Source organism: Psychrobacter sp. I-STPA6b, from assembly GCF_020662265.1.
Lineage (GTDB): Bacteria > Pseudomonadota > Gammaproteobacteria > Pseudomonadales > Moraxellaceae > Psychrobacter.
In genome coordinates this window covers 1-17829 of record NZ_VEWM01000080.1, presented here as the reverse complement: position 1 = coordinate 17829, position 17829 = coordinate 1, and the positions used below count along the sequence as shown (strand labels likewise).

The following is a 17829-nucleotide window of genomic DNA, read 5'->3' as shown; positions in this document are numbered from 1 at the left end:
CCAGTTTATAACTTCGTTGACTATAATATAAAAAACTGAGGAATTTCATTATGAGAATAATAACAACCTATTGTGCTGGCGTACTATTTGCGTTAGGTAGTATGGCTGGCATGAGTATTGTGCATGCTGAAACCAACAGTCAAACAGCATCGGCTCAAGTCATGCCAAATTATCAAGTTCGTATTACCCAACCAAGTGACAGTCGTGCCTATCAAAAACCTGGACAAAGTATCGATATACAGGTGCAAGTAGCACCATCACTTAGAGCAAATGATACTGCTATGATACTGCTAGATGGTCATCAAGTTGCAACGGGTCTAAGTGCTAGTATAGCTACAGTTCAGCTAAATCCTGGTGAACATACATTGTCTGTTCTGGTTAAAAATGAACAAACGGGAGCAGAAACTGCACCAGTGAATCGAACTATTTATGTGATTCAAAATACTTATGTCAGACAGCAACGCCAAGCACAGCAAGCTGAAGCTGAGCGTATTGAGGCTTATAATCGCTTACCATGGTATAAAAAAGCATATGTTCAGTTACGACAGCAGTCCGTGCCTGATAATGCCAAAATACCAAATAAACAAGGCACCACCCAACCTAACCCATATGGTAATCGTGGAAGTGCCTTTTAAATATAACTTATAAATAAAACTGATTCATAGATTTACTGTACCAGCTCAATTGTACCATTGGCGCTGACACTTAGTGTGCTGTTGCCTGATTCAAAGTTTGGTGCTGGTGGAGTTATATTTTCACTTTCACTCATGGCCATATTGCGCATCAGCATAGGTGGTGCATAGTTACCTTGAGAGTTTAAAGAAACAGAAACTACTCGATAACCTGAGGCATTCCAAGCACTGGCTAAACTACTTGCCTGTTGTTGAAATGCCTTCGATGCTTGAGTCAATAGCTCTTTTTCGACGCGGTCTTGTTTGGATTGAGAGACGCCAAAGTTTATCTGATTTAAGATTAACGTATTTTGTAGCTCAGCGATTAGCTCACTGGTTTTTGCTAAATCTGTACTGGTTAGGTGAATGCTGGCTCTACCTGTCCAGCCGATGATTTTACGGTTATCATCATAGCGAGGGTAGCTGTGGTGCTGTCCAGTAGAGACCTTAACACTTGGGTAGCGTTTGGCAGTGGCGATGGCTTGGTTCATGGCGCTGTTTAGCTGTGTTGCTAATGCTTGTGGTGTACTGGCTTGGACTTGCTTATATAAACTGGCAGATATTTCATCATTTTCTACTTCAGTTTGTACTTGTGTTGAAAAGCTAATTTGATTATAGCCCGATGGCTCAGCATGTGAAGTAGCACTAAAGCCAAGTGTTGCTATGATGGCTGTACTTAGAGCAATCGCTTGTGGTAGAGAGTGAAGCATTCTTTTCATAATGGATATCCTTAGTTAGTTATTGAATAAACAGCCTATTTATCATATCAAGATTTATTTGGCTATAATGGTAGGTTTATTGTGTCTAACGTTACTATTAAGTTGAATAGCCTTATAAACCTGAAAAGAAAGCTGGATAGATGATATGTGTATTCAACAGGTCTGATATTTGTCATTCAGAGTAGTCATAGATGATTAACGGTAGATTTACTTTTAACACTTGCAATACAACATGAATGATGTATAATACGGGTTCGGTGGCTCCATTGGTAGCCTCGCAACATTTCTCTATGAATCCCGCCAGGACCGGAAGGTAGCAACGGTAGTAGAAGCAATGTGTGCCGAGGATGTGCTGGTGGAGTCGCTTTTTTTGTGCCTAAAATTCCTTGCAGTTTAAAAGTCTCTCAACAGCGACACATTGCTGTTTCTTAAAAACTAATAAAATTCCTAATTGGGGTAAAGCAAGCCAATGTGCAAATGCAATTTGGCTGATATCTTGTGTCTGGCATTTAGCCAAGCAATTCTCTTTACTCATACCAAGCCACTGAGCCTCTTTGCTAGAGGGGGGTATTGTTTTATTGGGCTGGTGACTATGGTTATAGTGGTAGTGATGATGTTGTGAAGTGTGCGCTCTTTGCTCACTGTGTAATCTTCTACTATATAATTGGCCACTATTTAAGTAGTGTGCTTGATGGTTTTGGTTGGTGTTTAAATGTGATTGCGCTAGCATCAGAGTATCCTTAGTTATAAATGGTTAAAGTTGTTACAATTATTTGGCTTAACAAGCTAAAAGCTCAACATATCCTATGTGGTGATAAATATAAGAGTCAAAATATAGTCAAAGAGTCACTAAACAGTTTTGCTTTGACTATGGTTTTTTGACTATGTTTTTTTGACTATTGTGCAATACTGAGTTGAAATAACTTATCGCCACATTTGATATCAATATATAAAATCAATGTATGAAGTTGGCTAGGCAATTTCATACCAGTCAATCTTACGGGTCATATACATGACTGCTGCCAAGATAATAAAGCAGAATACTGCACCTAATAATAGATTAAGCTCTTCGGTGGTTAAGATGCCATAAAATGCACCATATAAACCGCTAAGCAGGGCAGTAAAGATGGCAGCGCGTTTGACACTACCAAGAATATAGTAGGCATACCAACCAATTAGGCTGACACATGCACCTGCCGCAATGGCATAGGCCTGCCAGAATTTGACTTGCTCTGCTAGTGGTAGAAGTAAGACATAAAATACCAATAGTGCCGCCCCAACTAATACATATTGTATGGGGTGGATACGGGTTGATTTGATGATTTCGAATAAGAAGAAAGTACCAAAAGAAACCAGTATCAGTAGTAGTGCATATTTCATGGTACGTTGGGTTTGTAGGTAGATATTATTCGGCTCAGCAAAGTCCACGCCAAAGCTGTTTAGATGGATAAAGTCGTTTACTTCCTCAGTATTTGAGCCATTATCAGTGTTATATTGAGCTTCAATATAGCAAGTCTGTAGTGGTGCATGTAGGCAACGAGTCAATGTTTGATTATTATTAATGGTGAGATATTGATTTTGCCAATGTGCATCAAAGCCCTGAGATGTAAAGTTCTTTTCATTTGGCAGTGCATCACCAATAAAGTTTGGTGCATGCCAGTTGCTATTTATATTTAAGTCAAAATGTTGTCCTAAAGGTATGGTTTGTATTTCACTGATACCAACTAACGGTAGCGATATTTGTACTTGTAGAGAGCCATTCTGTAATACAGATGCAGGTAGATTTACAGTGACATAGTTGATGCCTAAGAGTAAAGGCGTTGTTGGGTAGCTGGCGCTTATTTCCTGATTGTTAATAGTAACGGTAGGAAGCTGTGAGACACCACGTAAGTCAGACACTGGAATGATAAGTTGAATATCATTAAAGTGTTTATCAATGCGGTCACTTTGTTGTGGTGTATCATTCGTTGTCACAGCATCTACAGTTGGGCTATTGGTATTTTGACGGGGTTTAATTCCCGTTTGTAGATAGAGGTTGTGGATATCATCAGGCGACAAGTTTGCTTTGATATTATACTGCTGAGAAAAGTTAAGTGTGCCTTTGTAGCTGGTAGCATGATAAATACCACGCTGATAGGTGTCAGTGCTAACATTTAGGTTTTGTTTTGCCTGTGTTTGTTCTGGTAAAACTGGGATGAGATGTGTATAAGGCTCTTTGCAGTCCTTTTTTTGTTCATTCGCTTGTGTACTTGTTTGTACCTCATGACACTCAGGTGTGACGGTGGTGGGAATGACAATAAAAGGGGTCATCAGCTCTTGTGGTCTGACATGCTGGGTGCTAATTTCCTGAATGACAGAGCTGGCATAGTTTTTTCGCTCATAGACCAGTGACTGTATCATACTTAGCCCAACGGCAAAGAGAATACACAGTCCAATGATGATGGACAGCTTGATAAACAGTGTTTTTTGCATGGCATTTCCTTAGTATTGTATGAATATTTGCTAAGTATTTATTGGATAGAGTTGTTTAATTAATTAGCCATAACAGCTTATAAGTTAACTAAGGAAGGAGGATGTAGAGTTGATGGAAAAACCATGAAAAAAGCCAGCGTTGTGATGGCTGGCTGGTCATATGGTGACATGAGGTAATGGTTGTTAAGGTGAATGAAGTTTGCGTTTTTGTCGTTTATCAACAATGATTAATAGTGAAAAATAAACAATAAATAATAGGGCAAGTGCATATAGGTAGTGGCTGACCTGTACCAAGGAAGCACCCATTTGATTCAGTTGTACAGAAGCATTCATACCAGAAGAGGTCGGTATTACCCAGCGTAAATACTGTAGTGCTTCTGGTAGTTGCTGAGTTGGCCACGGGTAGCCACTAAGAAAAAAGATGGGCAGTGAGCTAAAAATCAGAATCTGTAAGCTACGTTCACGTTGACGAAACCATAACCCTAGTAAACAGCCCAAAGCAGAGACAGCAAAGGTAAAGATAACTAAAAAGACCATCGCCCCAATGGGATTATGCCCTCTAGGGTAGCCTTGAAAGTTAAATATCCAGCCAAAATAAAATGCACCAATAACAATACCAATAAAGCTTAATGCACAGATGCGTCCAAGCCAACCTAACAAGGAAGCATATTGTTGGCGTTTTTCTGCCCATGTGCCAATCAGCATGGCAGTACCCATCAATAGGGTTTGCTGTAAAATCAAGATAGCAACGGCAGGTACAATATAGACACCATAGCTTTCTATTGGGTTGTATAGCGGGTCGATACGCAAGGGTACTGCTTGGGTATTTGTTTTTGCATGCTCAATACGCTCACCATGTGCTACATGGCGCTTAACCTCAATACCTGCCGATACGGTCGCAACTGCTTGTGTAAATCCTGTTTGCACATATTTATTGAGTATAAAGTACCCCCCGTTACCCAAAATACTGACATGAGCAGGTCGTCCAGAATAGACGTTTTTTTCTAGCTCAGGGGGAATCACTAAATAGCCAGCGATTTGATAATTCCATAGAGCCTCTTTTGCAGCTTGCTCATTATCAAACGTTTTAATCTCTAATCGAGGACTACTACTGCTATAGCGCATAATGGTATGTGACAGTTTACTATTATCATAGTCCACGATACCAACGGGAATATCTACAATGATTTGGTCATTATATGGCCAAGGATAAAAGAAACCATAAATAATTGGAGCGATGACCAACATCAAGATAACGCCCTTATCTGTAAATATTGAGCGTAAAGTGGTTAAAAAGCTCTCTAAAAATCCTTGTGAGTTATCTTGCTGAGAGTGTTGCTTATGAGAATGATTAAGATGATGGGTCATTAGCGTGCCCCCCAGCGCTCAGGATGCGCCCATGCTCGCTTGCATAACAATGCAGTAAGTAGCATCGAAACCAATGTGGCAATTAATAAACCATATAAAATACCACGGTATGTATCAAGTGGTGCATGCATCTGTAATAAGCCAATATGAAGTTTAAGATAATGGGTTAATGGCAAGGCATCTGCCCAATATTTAGCACTATCGGATATGGCAATATAAGGATAAGCGACCCCTGCAAAGGCATAGGATGGTGCAGAGACAAAGCCCGTTATTGATAACCCCATACGCAGTGAATAGCCAGCAAGACTAAAAATTGCACCCAGCCATATAGACAGTAATAATAGCAGTAGATAGGCAACATAAGTGACTGCCCATGCACCAATACTAGCATGGTTAAGCTGTAGTGCCAGTGTTAAGGCAACGGCACCCCATAGAGCATATGCCAATATTGCCCACAGATATTTACCATGAAGACCTGCTATCAGTATCAGTAGTGAAGGGGAGTGCTGTTTGGACTGCATGGGTTGTGTGGCTTGCTTGGTTGATGTATTGAGCAAGTGCTGAGGGGGTGCTAAGCGATGTTCTAGGGTATAGCCATTGCCTGTGCTACCAACATTTGAATGCGGCGTTGCAACAAATGTTTGTTGTGCAAATGATGGAAAGTGGATTGATGTTAATGAATTTTCGTTTGCTGGAGTATGAGTATTGGTATAAGTTTTGGCAGTGAGTAACTGACACCAATCAGCAAAGGTGCAGTCACGTATTTCTCGTCCTATTGTAGTTGCTCCAACAACCATTGCCAATATATGAAGTAGAGCTGGTAAGACAGTAGAGGCTAAAAATAGCTGATAATTACTGCCTGCATTAAATAGGCTAACTCGTTGAATGGAAATGGGAGAGTAGTCTATTTTGGCTTGGCTTGGGTTACTACCTTGTTTGATGCTACGTTTAATCTCCACCCCAGCGGAAAATGTTCCAACTGCGGATTGTACCCCACGCTGAATAATACCAGAATGTGAGCCAAATTGGGCGTTAACCTCTAATAATACAGGAGAGGCTTGAGCTTGGTTGATTTTTTCACCAAAATCTCTGGGAATAATGACGACCGCATAGACCTGCTGGCGTAATAAAGCATCATTTGCCTCATTGCTATTTTTAAATATCTGTGTCACTGCTAGGTCTGGGCTGGCATCAAGATAGCGGATTAAGGTTTGCGAATAGCTATTATGGCTATCATTAATCATTCCAATGGGTAGATTAACAATAAATGGGCGTGAAAAAATCCACCAGACCAGCACGATAACAGCAAGTGGTATCCAAAATAGAACGCTAAAATCCCAGCGATTATGGCGTAAAAAATTCCCCTCGTAGCGTGCGCTACGCCAGAAGGCCTGAGCCATCCGTTGAAAGATATTGCCTGGGGCGCTATCTTGAGAGTAGGGGCGTTTGGTCTTTGTACGCAAAGTATCGTCTAAAGTCATGGTAGGCGCTCTTCGTCTGTCTGCTCTTATGGGCTAGTTATGGCTGACACCAGAAGGGTTAGCGTTAGAAAGATTGGGGTCTACCTTGATGGTTACACTCATACCAGCACGGATATTTTTATTTGGTGTGGTTGGACGTGCTTTGATTTCAAAGGTACGCACATCAAATCCATCTTCACTATTGGTTGCACGCCATGTGGCAAAGTCTGAAAGCATAGAGCTGGCATAGACCACAAACTCTTGTTGATAAGGACGCTCAGGTGTTGATAGAGCAGGGATATGCCCAGTAAAATGCTGTCCAATGCCAAATTGATTAAGGTAGTTTTCGGTGACATTTAATACGACCCACTGCTGCTCAGGGTTTACTAAGGTCATCAGCGGTACACCTTGACCAACAACTTCACCAGCATTGATGATGACATCATCCACAATACCTGCAATGGGACTTTTTAAGTTTGCTTCATCTTGAGCCACTTGCGCTTCTTCGATTTTGGCATCGACTTGTGCCACCTGTGCTGCTGCTGCTTGTTTGTCCTCAGACCTTGCACCCTCTAGTGCTAAGTTATACTGTTGGCGGGCAGCTTCAGCTTGCTCATGTTGGGCAATATATTGTGTATACGCTTCATCACGTTTTTGACGAGCCATCAAGCCTTCATTATAAAGACGATTGACACGTTCATAGGTACTTTGGGCAAGCTCAGCAGCAGCTTGATGTGCTTGCCAGCCCGCTTTTGCTTGCGCAACTTCTTGGGGGCGTGCGCCTGCCTCTGCTTTATCAAGCTGGCTTTGAGCGGCTTCTCTGGCTGCCAATGCTTGATTCATTTTTGCGGTGATTTCTGGTGAGTCCATTTCGATAAGCTGCTCACCAACTTCTACAAAATCACCTTCAGTGACAAAGACTTTGGCAACACGTCCAGCAACTTTGGAGGCGATGGCAGTGGTCTGCATTTCCATCTGTCCTTGTAGAGTGATGGGTTCATCATTGCTATCGTGACTTTTTTTCAGACCATAAAAGATAAAGCCGAGTGCGCTGATTACCAGTAAGATAATGACCAGTTTTCTTATTTTTACTGTGGTCGATGGGGTCATACTGTTTATCCTTTAAAATAATATCTTTTATCTACAATAAGCTGTTATGCCATCAATGTTGTATCATCAATTTTAGGCAGGTTATTGCAGTGTATTGATGCTCAATGTGTGTAAAATATTTGATAAATCTCTATTCGCTGTCAGTTTCAGCATCAGTAACCACTGAAACCTTTTTAACCATTTCTAATATAGCTGTTTCTAATATAGTTGCTTCTAATATAACTGTGGTAAACGTACATCTGCTTGATTCATATAGTCATTAAATGCCAAAGGTGTACCACAGCTTTCCATTAGGTTGGCAAGAGCTTGAACATAATCATTCGCTGCTGCTGCTCTTTCTGTGCGTGCTTTTAGGTATTTAGTCTGTGCTTGTGCAACGTCAATGGCAGTATTTACCCCTTCTTGCAATCCAAGTTGTTTTAGACGTAGCACTTCAGCAGTGAGTTGCTCATTGCTGCCTAATGATAAAAAGCGGACACGAGCATTATCAACGGCTTGCCAGTTTTTTTCGACCAATAGTAGGATATTATCACTCACATCAAGCTTACTAAGCTGTGCTTGTCGCAAAGAGGCATCGCCAGCCGCCAGTTGTGCACTTTTATTTAAACCGCCCCATAGCTTCCAGTTTGCTGATACTCCAGCAACCCAACTAGGATTTTTATCAATCTCATGATAACCAAAAATATTAATGGTAGGTTTAAAGCCAGTATCTGAAAATGCTCTTATCTGAGAGGCCTGCTGATATTTCGCATCGACTTTTTTAAGTCCAGGGTGATTTTTTAATGCCAAATCTTGAAAGTAGGCTAACTCTGGTAGTGGTCTGGTATATACAAATAGTGGCGTTGTTGGTTTAATGGGTGTAGGGGTACGCAATAAACTTTGTAATGCTGTCATAGCAAGTCTGGCATCATTGCGTGCTTTGATGGCCTCACTTTGTGCTTCAGCAAGGGCGGACTTTGCTTCTAGTCGCTCTACTGTCGAGATAAAACCTTCATCTAATAGGCGCTGTGCCATGTGGTCAGTCTCTTGGATAGTGCGTAGTGCATCGTCACGCAAATATGCAGCAATAATGGCAAGCTGGGCATTAAAATAGCGCTGTACTAAGGTCGTGTATAGCGTATTACCATCTAACAAAGCATCAGCTTGAGCCTCTTGAGTGCGTGCATCAACAAATCCTGTAATGGCATCTGTACGTCCAGCAGTATAGACTGGCCAGACAACAGCAACGCCTGCACGAGTATTGTTACCCTCACGATGAAACTCATAATTATCAGGAATGTGATTGGTAATGATAGATGAAGGGTCAATACTTGGTGGCAGCGTTCCTAAGCCTAGATTGTTAATACCTTGATTGATACCATCATGAATGCCAGACTTGAGCTGAGATAAGCTCACATCATGATTGATATCATAGTGTGTGGCCGAGGCATTTAAAAACACCATCGGCTGCTTTAAAGACTCTGTTGCTTCGGCACGAAGCTCACTGGCAGCAATGGCAGCATTATTGGCAGCCATCTTTGGTGACACTTGTGTTAGTACTCGTTGAGCTTGGTCTAGGCTAAGCAGACTTGGCACATCCAGTGCGTATGTATCATCTATAACCATACCTGATTTTGGGTCGATATAAGTCTGTAACGCAACGCTTTGCACGTCATTTTGCTCACCACTTTGAATATTACTTTGTATGCTACTTTGAAGATTGTTTTGTATGTTGTTTGCTTGTGGTGCTAAGCGTATTGTTTCAGTGGAGGTTGTCTCTACATACTGAGACACTGGTGTCTCATCAATGGTTACAGAGGTAATCATTGTATCTGTAGCTTGAGCTGCTGGCGCTTCTGTGTTTGCCAATGCAGTTGGTATGCTTGGAATGACTGATATCCCAAGCAACAAATAAGATACTGCCTGAATATGGGTGCTTTTGGATGAGTGATGCGTTGAGGTCATATGGATACCATCTAAAACATAAAGTGGATAAAAAGTGTCTAAAGCCAGATATTAATGAGTAGGTGAATCATTTATCATTATTTGCTATTGTTTATTGTCATGGATTACAGGATTTTTCGTTGTTAGTATCATGCTTTATTCTACTTTTGAATACAGTTTTTTAAATCCAGTTAGCAGTGTGTCACTACAATATTTAGAGGACATAGTCAGTATATGGTGACACATCATATTGATGACTTATCCTTATAAGTTCATATAAGGTTATCAGTAGTTATGTAGTCATAAAGTAAGGCTGAAGGCTAAATAAAACATACATACCATGCGTCCTTGCACAAGCAATATATCCTATCACAATCATGCTGGGCAAACGGCTTGTGTGTTGACTGGAAAGTATAAGGCTGGGGCTTGCCGAAGAAAAAAACAGATGTTAACTCATATCGGGCTTTTTAGATAAAAAATTAAATAAGTAATATTTAAATGATGCTACTAAAGCTTGTTGAACATTCATATTTATAGAAAAATTGAGAAGCTGATTTTAACAAACAGTGACTTAATCAAGGCAATGAATGCAGGTGGCTTATTTATTAAAGTGATAGGTTTGTACAGATGGATTTATAATATAAAACCAGTAGTCCAATAGGTTAAATAAGTATTTTGAGGTTGATGACTCAGTTGACGCCGTTGCTATCTCTAAGTTACCAATATAGGATTATTTATATGGGTTTATTTTATGCACCAATATATAGCGTTAAGGTTACAATCTGTAATCATGAATAATATTTGGATGTTTTTATAAATTATTGAGTTATTACAATGAATACTATGGTGATATCATAGTATTTATCAATTATATCCATCAAAATAATTTATTAAAAAAATACCTGACAGTGATTTAGAGATTTCTAGAATCTGATGAAATTTTATTATCTCTGGAATATAATGTTTCAAAGTCTACTTTAGATGATAGATACCCGACCTAAAAAAAGATATAAAGGCATATACTCAGGACTAAATAAGCTAATATGTACAGGTATACCACAATATATTACTATAGAAAAACAGCCTTATAGTTTTTTGGTAGATATTAGTTTACCTCTGCCTTACTATTATAAAGAATGCACACTTGAAGAAGTTATAGATATGCTAGATAACATAGACGACTATATTGAGAATCTAGAAAAATATGGCTTTGAAAAAAATGGAGCTTAGACTGACTTCTTAATAATATTGAGTTATATAAAATTGAGTTGATGAAATGTTTAATCAAAGAATGAAATACTCGGAGATATGGAAAATTATTACTTTTTTTAGTATGGGTTATCCAGAGCAAAAGCAAATGATTGGTAAACCATCTTATGATTATGGTCATTTTTATGATAGGTTGTCAGATGAAGGTAACTATATTCTACAGCTTGTTAAAATGTTTTTATACAATACTTTTTCTGACTTTTTTCCACATATGAAATCCATTCCTACTACAAATAATAAATTTGCTGGGTCACTTGAAGAATTATGTTCGTTTATATTTGAAGGTATATATAAACCATTTTTAGAGATAGATGTCTTAATGTTTGAGCCAAATGAATTAAAAAATAGCAAAAAATGGCAGTATGTAAGAAAATTAGCAACAGATGGATTGTTAGAGGTTGAGTTGTATCCTGTTGGTTTAAAAAGACCGATTGAGATATGTCTGCCAGATTATATGTACCCAGCACCGATTTATAATAGACAAGATGTTTTTTAAATGGATTGGTATGTTTAAGATAATAGGAATGTTAATATGAATAATATGGATTGTTTTGAACAATGTGAATCCTTGATAAATCCTTTTGTATTACCAGAAATATACTATCAATATAAAGAATTTATATTGGGCATGGATTATGATAAGAAATTTATCAATGAAGGTAAGTTTTTACTCATTGAACAATCAATTTTGCCTATTACAGAGGCAGTTTATATATATAAAGAATTTATTGAACAGTCTTGCCAAATGAATACTCAATGGCCAGAGGCTTTATTTCCTGTATGTGATTATAATTCACAATTTCTTTTTATTATCTTATATAAAGATAAATCTATCATTTCTCCAGTCTATTTTTTAGATATAGGAGCTGGTGATACCATATTAGAATATTATAGCAATAGCCTTTTAGATGTTTTTGAGAATAAAAAAACTATTGATAGTTATCTTACTGATTATGATATTTCAAACCTAGAAACACTACCGAAATCATGGTTTAAGTGTTGACTAATACCACTTCTAACTATGATTTTCCCCTCTCGTAGAATCTGTGATAGTGTGTATTTTTTACCATGAAATACATAGTGAAGTTTTTTTCAGAAAGAAATAGTAGTTTATCTACTACTAAACATATACAAGAAAATGAACTGGAATATATTATAAAGCTTTGCCATATTTTAGAAGATGACAACGATACTATAACTATATATTTGAATAGCATTCAAGTTGCGATTAGTATTAATGTAGTAGAAATAAAATACGAGTTTGAATTTGTCAATGAAAATAAACAAAAATTTCTAATAGATAAAATTGATGAATTTTCAGTTAGACCAGAAAAATTTGGATTTAAACCTTATGATTTAAAATATGGTACGCCTTGATAACTTTCATTATTGCTAGAGAAATAAAATGAAATCCTTGTAGCCAGTTATAGCTATGGTGATGACTTAAACAGTCAAAATATCAATGGCAGTACAAGTTACAGGAACTGCTTATGCCAAAGTTGTGTCTAAAATTAAGATATAAACACGAAGGATCTTAAATTATGGCAATTTTAGTAGATTATTGTGAGCTTATATGTATTGATAGAAGTGATGATAACAGCGATTATGTGTTTCACATACTGGATAATATAGGTCAAATGTATATAGATTACCATGGTCATATGGCGGGTTTGTCAGATGTTATTGATTTGAGTTATTGGCTAAGGTTAATACTAAAAAAGCATGATAAAAATTTAATTCGTGGAACAGAAAAAATCTCTAAAGTCATACCTCAACTATCAGTACTTGCTAAAAAAGAATATGAAGAATATATTCAAGATGAAATAAATTTTGATGGATTTAAAGGGAAGTTGCGGGAAAATAAACGATATGATTTGGGGTGGTTTTCATCACTAGAATTTGAAGAAAGCTATAGTAATAAACGGGGGTGTATTACCACCAAACACCGAATAAAAAACAAAAGATACACTTACTTTCATAAAAAAATACAATCCTATCTATTAGATAAATATCATACAGATGGTGTTATAAATATTTTGAATCTAATAGATATGATTATAGGTAAAGAGACTCTACTCTTTTGGTATTTATATCAAAAAGATTGCTCAAATAATATCACAAAAGAAGAAGGTGCTATTATCTTAGATTTTGTAGATTGCGAGCTAGTACCTTATGTAGGAAGTACAGAGATAAAGATAAATCATTCTGAAAGTGAAACTTTTGTGAAAAATAACAAAGAAAAAATGATTGAGTCATTGACTTATTCTGATAGGTTTAAGCTATATTTAGTTAAGAATAATAAGGATATCAATATTTTGGATAAAGTTATAGATAATTTTTAGCAATATTTTATTGAATAGAATTAAAAATATTCGTTAGCTTGATAGTTCTCCTTTTTAGACTATAACCCCAAAAACCAGCTAACTTGAATGGAGCACAGCAAAATCATTGTTCAAAAAATGACAAGATTGGTTTTTCAAGTAGGGTTAATGAGTCGAGATTATAATTAACATTGAGATTTAATGTTTTTAGATGATTTTTTTATGAGGGCTATATAATGATATTAAATAAGGCAGATGCCACCAATAGACTTGCAAATTTAAAAGATAATTTTTTACAGAATTACTCTGGTTGGAGTTTGACAAATACGCCTAGCTTGTATGTTAAGTTGCCAAAACTTACAGATTTTGTTTATTTGAAAAGGTTTTATAAAGAAACAAATCTAGTTGTTTTCTTTAATATAGCCTATACAAGAGGAGAGTATGGAGTATCTGTAGGATGGAGCGATTCTTTACCTTTGAGAGACCCTGAGATGAATGAGTTTAACTTTTGTGGTTACTGGTTGGACTATTATAGAGAAAATCAACCTACAGAAGAATTTCAAAGAAATTATATGATGGTATCTTTAGAGCGTTTACATGGTCGATTAACAAGGAATAGATATTTAGCAAATAAAGTAATGCCTGAAAATGAATTTTCAATAATTTTTGAGGATCTTGAAACAGTAGCAGTAGAGTACTGGAAAATAATGTTAAAACGTCGGTTTAATATAGAAGCTGAAGATTTGCGATTATAAAATAATAGGTTCTAGTAAATTTAAAGAAGATATTTTGTTTGCTAGGCAATATTCTAAAGTTTTTGCTAAAAATATATAGAATTATAATGAATGTTAAAACAATTTGAAAAAATGATATTAATAGAAACTCTTAATATACTTCAAGATAACTATAATATAGAAATATTAGATAACTGGAAAAATAAAGGCTCAGCATACTCTATTTCTATCTATAAAGATAGTAAGGTGAATCTTTATGTCTATTTCGGTATTCGCTTCGTAAAAAATAGAAACTATATTATTCCTTATATCAGAACATCTGCCAAAGAGATAAAGTTTGCAAATGAGTGTGAAAATAACTTTAATGTAGACTTAAACGGTAACTTAAGCTGTATTAACTCTAATTATATTGGCATAACGCTATATAAATGCGATTTTGAGGGTTGTACAAATACTTCTTCAGAAATAATGGAGCCAACCAAAGAGCTAATGACATCATTATTAACTAATGAATATAGTTTCAATTATGAAAGTGCTAAGAAACATGGTGTCACTAAACTTAATTTTTCACCTGAAATGATAAAGACTTGGGAGTTATTCGAAGAGATATTCTTTATAGATAGTATTGAAGATTGGCAAGTCCATACTATCATCAAACCTGTACTTAAAGATATTGACAGGATTTTTTGTAAATATTATTTACCATTTATAAAAAAATTGATATATTCTATTAGAATGAGTTAAGTATTTAATAACAAGCCATTTGTAGAAGGAAATTATCTTATAATAGCAATTTCTAAGATATTCTAATCCCTTTCTGGTTTTAGCTACGGTTTTTTCAGCATATATTAGACCTTACAAGATTCAATACTATGTTAAAATGGGATTATGTTGCAAGGTTATCCGATACGGTAAATAAATATGAATATAGAGCTTGAATATAAGACTCAAGATGAAGGTTATGGCGATATACTATGGATTGAGCAAAGCCATAATAACTTGAGCTTTGATAAAAGCTTAGAGGTAGTTTGGTTTCAAGCTAATGAATTGGAATATAATCAAAAAAATAAGGCTTTATTTAATGAAGAAAGGAGAGCTTTTATTTATAAAGAAATCAATATAGATGAGTTTTATAAAAAAATATCAGTAATAATCAATCGGATTAAAATTTATCCTTATTCTGTAATAACAATAGGGAACAAACAGTTAGATGTTGATAATTTTAAATTAGACGGATATGAGGAAGTTTATATCCTAGAAGATGACTATGACGAGTTGATAATTTTTATATACAGTTCAAATTTGGCTAAGTTATTCTTTTGGGTAGATCCTATATAAATAAATGTGATATAGATATACAATGTTTTGGATTATGATAGTTTAGGTTCAACTAAGTGCGGAAGCAATTCAAAGTGCAAGTATTAATTTTCCTATAGCAATTGGTACAGGATTAGGTAATTGGTCTGAAGACCTCTCTAAAAGAAGCGTTAGAGTTACTGGTTTTTTAGTATATATGCCTTTGACTTTTGGTATAAATATGCAAAACACTATACAAACATCTGCCAAGGTAAGTTGGGGAAATAAAAAAGTCCCAGTTAAAATTGTATTTGGTGCAAAAAAAGAGGAAGTATATGGTTCATTGTTTGGTATTGGCGTGTAAACCAAAGGCACCAAAGGGATAGTGAATCGTCAATTAGTGAGAATGGATTATCATGAAGCACGTGAAGGTCATGGGGGTTCTGATGGAGTCAAGGGAGATGAATTATCATATTGGGTAGATGGAAACTTACACTATCATGTCAATAAATGGTGAGGATGAAGTATAAAATGAAAACATATTCTGTAGCATATGTACATTATGAAGATGCTGGTGATTTTTTGTGGATGTTGTTAAGTGTTTTAACTTTGCCTCCTATTGAACAAGAACGAATCATTGGTGGTATTAACTCTAATAAAGATGAATGTGGTAATCATTTAGTACAATTTTTAAACACACTGGAAAAGTTTCAAGATGCTTTTTATGACCACTTTGATTTTGAGTCAGATAGTGACTTTGAAGTTTATAAAGAATTTCATCGTTTATTGACATACGGTAATTTTAGAATGGATGCTGAAGGGTTTTACAATGGTGAGGATTGGACTAATCTAAGAAAATGTGGAGCAGAACTATTAAAAACTACAGGGCTACCAATATATGAGCCGTTAGATGTCATAGATTTTCGTGATTTTTTAGAATTTGTTTATGACAAAGATGGAAACATAGTAGGCTTAAATTAACACAAATGTTTAATCATTCAAAAATTCAAACTATAGCTATAATGCCAGAAATGAGCTTGTGCAAGCTAATGATGTATCCTTTGGCTATGATATTGATGGTATCCGTAATGCCAAATCAAAAAATGGCGTAACTATTGATTGTGTTACGGACAAAAACCGCTCTTACGCTCAAGTCATATTAGAGGAGCAGAACAACACCCCTGTAGCCAGCTACAGCTATGGCGATGATTTAATCAGCCAAAATGTGAATGGCAATACCAGCTACTTTGGTTATGATGGTTTAGGTTCAACTAAGTTTTTAACCAATCAGGCTGGACAAATCACAGATAGCTATCAGTATGATGTTTATGGTGAAATCACTACCAAAACAGGCAATACCGATAATATTTATCTATATACAGGAGAACAATACGATAGAAGTCTAAATCAGTATTACTTAAGAGCCAGATATTATAATCAGGGCGTGGGCAGGTTTACGCAGATGGATACGTGGCAGGGTAAAGCCAGTAATCCAACAACGTTAAATAAGTATTTGTATGCTGACGCTAACCCTGTGATGAATATTGACCCGAGTGGGCATATGAGCTTGGGGAGTGTGATGAGTGGACTTAACATAAGAGCAAATTTATCCTCAGCTGCCATAAGGGGGCTCTCACATGGTGGCTCAGCAGCAGCTAGGGTTTTGGGTATTGGAAGTGGTAGTACCTCTTCAGCAGCAGGTGGTATGGCAATAGCAAACCGCTTAGGTCTTCGCTATTTTAAGACGGCTCTTAGAAACTGTAAAGGTAAAAGAAATGATTTTTGTAATTATGCAAAAGGATTTGTCGAGGCACATGTAAAAATAAGACTATTAGTAGCTACCACACCTAATTCAGCAAGAAATAGAAAGCGTAATAAAGTTTACACTGTAGCAGGTGCATTTGATTACAAGAAAGGGATAGGAGTAGCAGCATTCAATGGTCAACATCGAAGCTCTTCAACAAGATTGAGGGGACATGCACTCAAAATGGGTGTTAAGATTGGGGATTGTATAGGAACAAGTACTGTGGGTAGATGTGCTGAATTCCGAGCTACTGACAAATTGTTATTTGGTGGTACTAGAGTTAAAAATATTCGTTGGACATGGGCTTATGAAGTAGATAAAAATCCAAATTCAGGATATTTAGTCTTGGGTAAAAGAAAAGACTATTGTGACGCCTGTCAACATGTTTGGGGTCTGATTAATTAGGAGGAAAACATGCAAGAACAAAATCAAGATATGTTTGAAATGCATTATTATATTACATCACAGGGCATAACGGTGACACTTGAAGACCCTTTATACACATATGACCTAGAAAAAGCTAAAGAGATAGTTTCCTTATTAGATGGTGAAGATTGTAGTGGCATAATAAAGTTAGACAACAAATAAGAGGTTATACTACCAGTAAAAAAGGAGAAACAGTATGACCAGTAAACGCAAAAGATATAGCCGAGAGTTCAAGCTTGAAGCGATCAGTTTAGTC

The 17829-nt window shown here is 36.5% G+C and carries 20 protein-coding genes and 1 other RNA gene; 14 read left to right on the top strand and 7 right to left on the bottom strand.

Going from position 1 to position 17829, the window contains the following annotated elements; translation table 11 throughout:
• The first annotated feature begins 50 nt into the window (after positions 1-50).
• A complete protein-coding gene (locus tag FHK88_RS09865) occupies positions 51-635 on the top strand; it encodes a hypothetical protein (RefSeq protein WP_227430581.1) in 585 nt (194 codons plus the stop codon).
• Positions 636-667: 32 nt separating this feature from the next.
• Here the strand turns inward: FHK88_RS09865 and FHK88_RS09860 are convergent, their stop codons facing one another.
• The gene (locus tag FHK88_RS09860) at positions 668-1390 is read right to left on the bottom strand and encodes an SIMPL domain-containing protein (RefSeq protein WP_227430580.1); all 723 of its coding nucleotides are present in this window, start codon (positions 1388-1390) and stop codon (positions 668-670) included.
• A gap of 264 nt (positions 1391-1654) precedes the next feature.
• On the opposite strand from FHK88_RS09860, the gene ffs reads away from it, so the two are divergent.
• An RNA gene (ffs, locus tag FHK88_RS09855) (signal recognition particle sRNA small type) lies at positions 1655-1751 on the top strand.
• Between the two features lie 15 nt (positions 1752-1766).
• Here ffs and FHK88_RS09850 read toward each other — a convergent pair.
• From FHK88_RS09850 to FHK88_RS09825, 6 genes are all read right to left on the bottom strand, one after another.
• Positions 1767-2120 carry a hypothetical protein gene (locus FHK88_RS09850; protein ID WP_227430579.1) on the bottom strand — a complete coding sequence of 118 codons (354 nt, stop codon included), beginning with the start codon at positions 2118-2120 and terminating at the stop codon, positions 1767-1769.
• Positions 2121-2362: 242 nt separating this feature from the next.
• Positions 2363-3862, bottom strand: a complete 1500-nt coding sequence (gene creD / locus FHK88_RS09845) for a cell envelope integrity protein CreD (RefSeq protein WP_227430578.1) — start codon at positions 3860-3862, stop codon at positions 2363-2365.
• Positions 3863-4045: 183 nt separating this feature from the next.
• Positions 4046-5230 carry an ABC transporter permease gene (locus tag FHK88_RS09840; RefSeq protein WP_227430577.1) on the bottom strand — a complete coding sequence of 395 codons (1185 nt, stop codon included), beginning with the start codon at positions 5228-5230 and terminating at the stop codon, positions 4046-4048.
• On the bottom strand, positions 5230-6711 hold the full coding sequence (locus FHK88_RS09835; RefSeq protein WP_227430576.1) for an ABC transporter permease: 1482 nt from the start codon (positions 6709-6711) through the stop codon (positions 5230-5232). The genes FHK88_RS09840 and FHK88_RS09835 overlap by 1 nt, the downstream gene beginning before the upstream one ends.
• A 33-nt stretch (positions 6712-6744) precedes the next feature.
• A complete protein-coding gene (locus FHK88_RS09830; RefSeq protein WP_227430575.1) occupies positions 6745-7800 on the bottom strand; it encodes an HlyD family secretion protein in 1056 nt (351 codons plus the stop codon).
• A gap of 213 nt (positions 7801-8013) precedes the next feature.
• Positions 8014-9744 (bottom strand): TolC family protein, encoded by a 1731-nt coding sequence (locus FHK88_RS09825; RefSeq protein ID WP_227430574.1) that lies wholly within the window; start codon positions 9742-9744, stop codon positions 8014-8016.
• A 960-nt stretch (positions 9745-10704) separates the two neighbouring features.
• Between FHK88_RS09825 and FHK88_RS09820 the strand changes: the two genes are divergently transcribed.
• The 12 genes from FHK88_RS09820 (at position 10705) to FHK88_RS09770 (ending at position 17735) form a co-directional block, all read left to right on the top strand.
• Positions 10705-10953: a hypothetical protein gene (locus FHK88_RS09820; protein WP_227430573.1), complete on the top strand. Its 249-nt coding sequence runs from the start codon at positions 10705-10707 to the stop codon at positions 10951-10953.
• Positions 10954-10999: 46 nt separating this feature from the next.
• On the top strand, positions 11000-11488 hold the full coding sequence (locus FHK88_RS09815; protein WP_227430572.1) for a hypothetical protein: 489 nt from the start codon (positions 11000-11002) through the stop codon (positions 11486-11488).
• Between the two features lie 36 nt (positions 11489-11524).
• Positions 11525-11995: a hypothetical protein gene (locus tag FHK88_RS09810; protein ID WP_227430571.1), complete on the top strand. Its 471-nt coding sequence runs from the start codon at positions 11525-11527 to the stop codon at positions 11993-11995.
• Positions 11996-12072: 77 nt separating this feature from the next.
• Complete coding sequence (locus FHK88_RS09805) at positions 12073-12369, top strand: hypothetical protein (RefSeq protein WP_227430570.1); 297 nt, start codon at positions 12073-12075, stop codon at positions 12367-12369.
• Positions 12370-12533: 164 nt separating this feature from the next.
• Positions 12534-13334: a hypothetical protein gene (locus tag FHK88_RS09800; protein ID WP_227430569.1), complete on the top strand. Its 801-nt coding sequence runs from the start codon at positions 12534-12536 to the stop codon at positions 13332-13334.
• 215 nt (positions 13335-13549) lie between these two features.
• Entirely contained in the window at positions 13550-14068 is a 519-nt protein-coding gene (locus tag FHK88_RS09795) for a hypothetical protein (protein ID WP_227430568.1), read from the top strand.
• A gap of 90 nt (positions 14069-14158) precedes the next feature.
• Positions 14159-14791, top strand: a complete 633-nt coding sequence (locus tag FHK88_RS09790) for a hypothetical protein (protein ID WP_227430567.1) — start codon at positions 14159-14161, stop codon at positions 14789-14791.
• 177 nt (positions 14792-14968) lie between these two features.
• Positions 14969-15385: a hypothetical protein gene (locus FHK88_RS09785; protein WP_227430566.1), complete on the top strand. Its 417-nt coding sequence runs from the start codon at positions 14969-14971 to the stop codon at positions 15383-15385.
• 199 nt (positions 15386-15584) lie between these two features.
• A complete protein-coding gene (locus FHK88_RS14205) occupies positions 15585-15707 on the top strand; it encodes a hypothetical protein (RefSeq protein WP_264480659.1) in 123 nt (40 codons plus the stop codon).
• Positions 15708-15874: 167 nt separating this feature from the next.
• Positions 15875-16324 carry a hypothetical protein gene (locus FHK88_RS09780; RefSeq protein WP_227430565.1) on the top strand — a complete coding sequence of 150 codons (450 nt, stop codon included), beginning with the start codon at positions 15875-15877 and terminating at the stop codon, positions 16322-16324.
• A 58-nt stretch (positions 16325-16382) separates the two neighbouring features.
• The gene (locus tag FHK88_RS09775) at positions 16383-17552 is read left to right on the top strand and encodes an RHS repeat-associated core domain-containing protein (RefSeq protein ID WP_227430564.1); all 1170 of its coding nucleotides are present in this window, start codon (positions 16383-16385) and stop codon (positions 17550-17552) included.
• 9 nt (positions 17553-17561) lie between these two features.
• The gene (locus FHK88_RS09770) at positions 17562-17735 is read left to right on the top strand and encodes a hypothetical protein (protein WP_227430563.1); all 174 of its coding nucleotides are present in this window, start codon (positions 17562-17564) and stop codon (positions 17733-17735) included.
• Positions 17736-17829 lie beyond the last annotated feature (94 nt).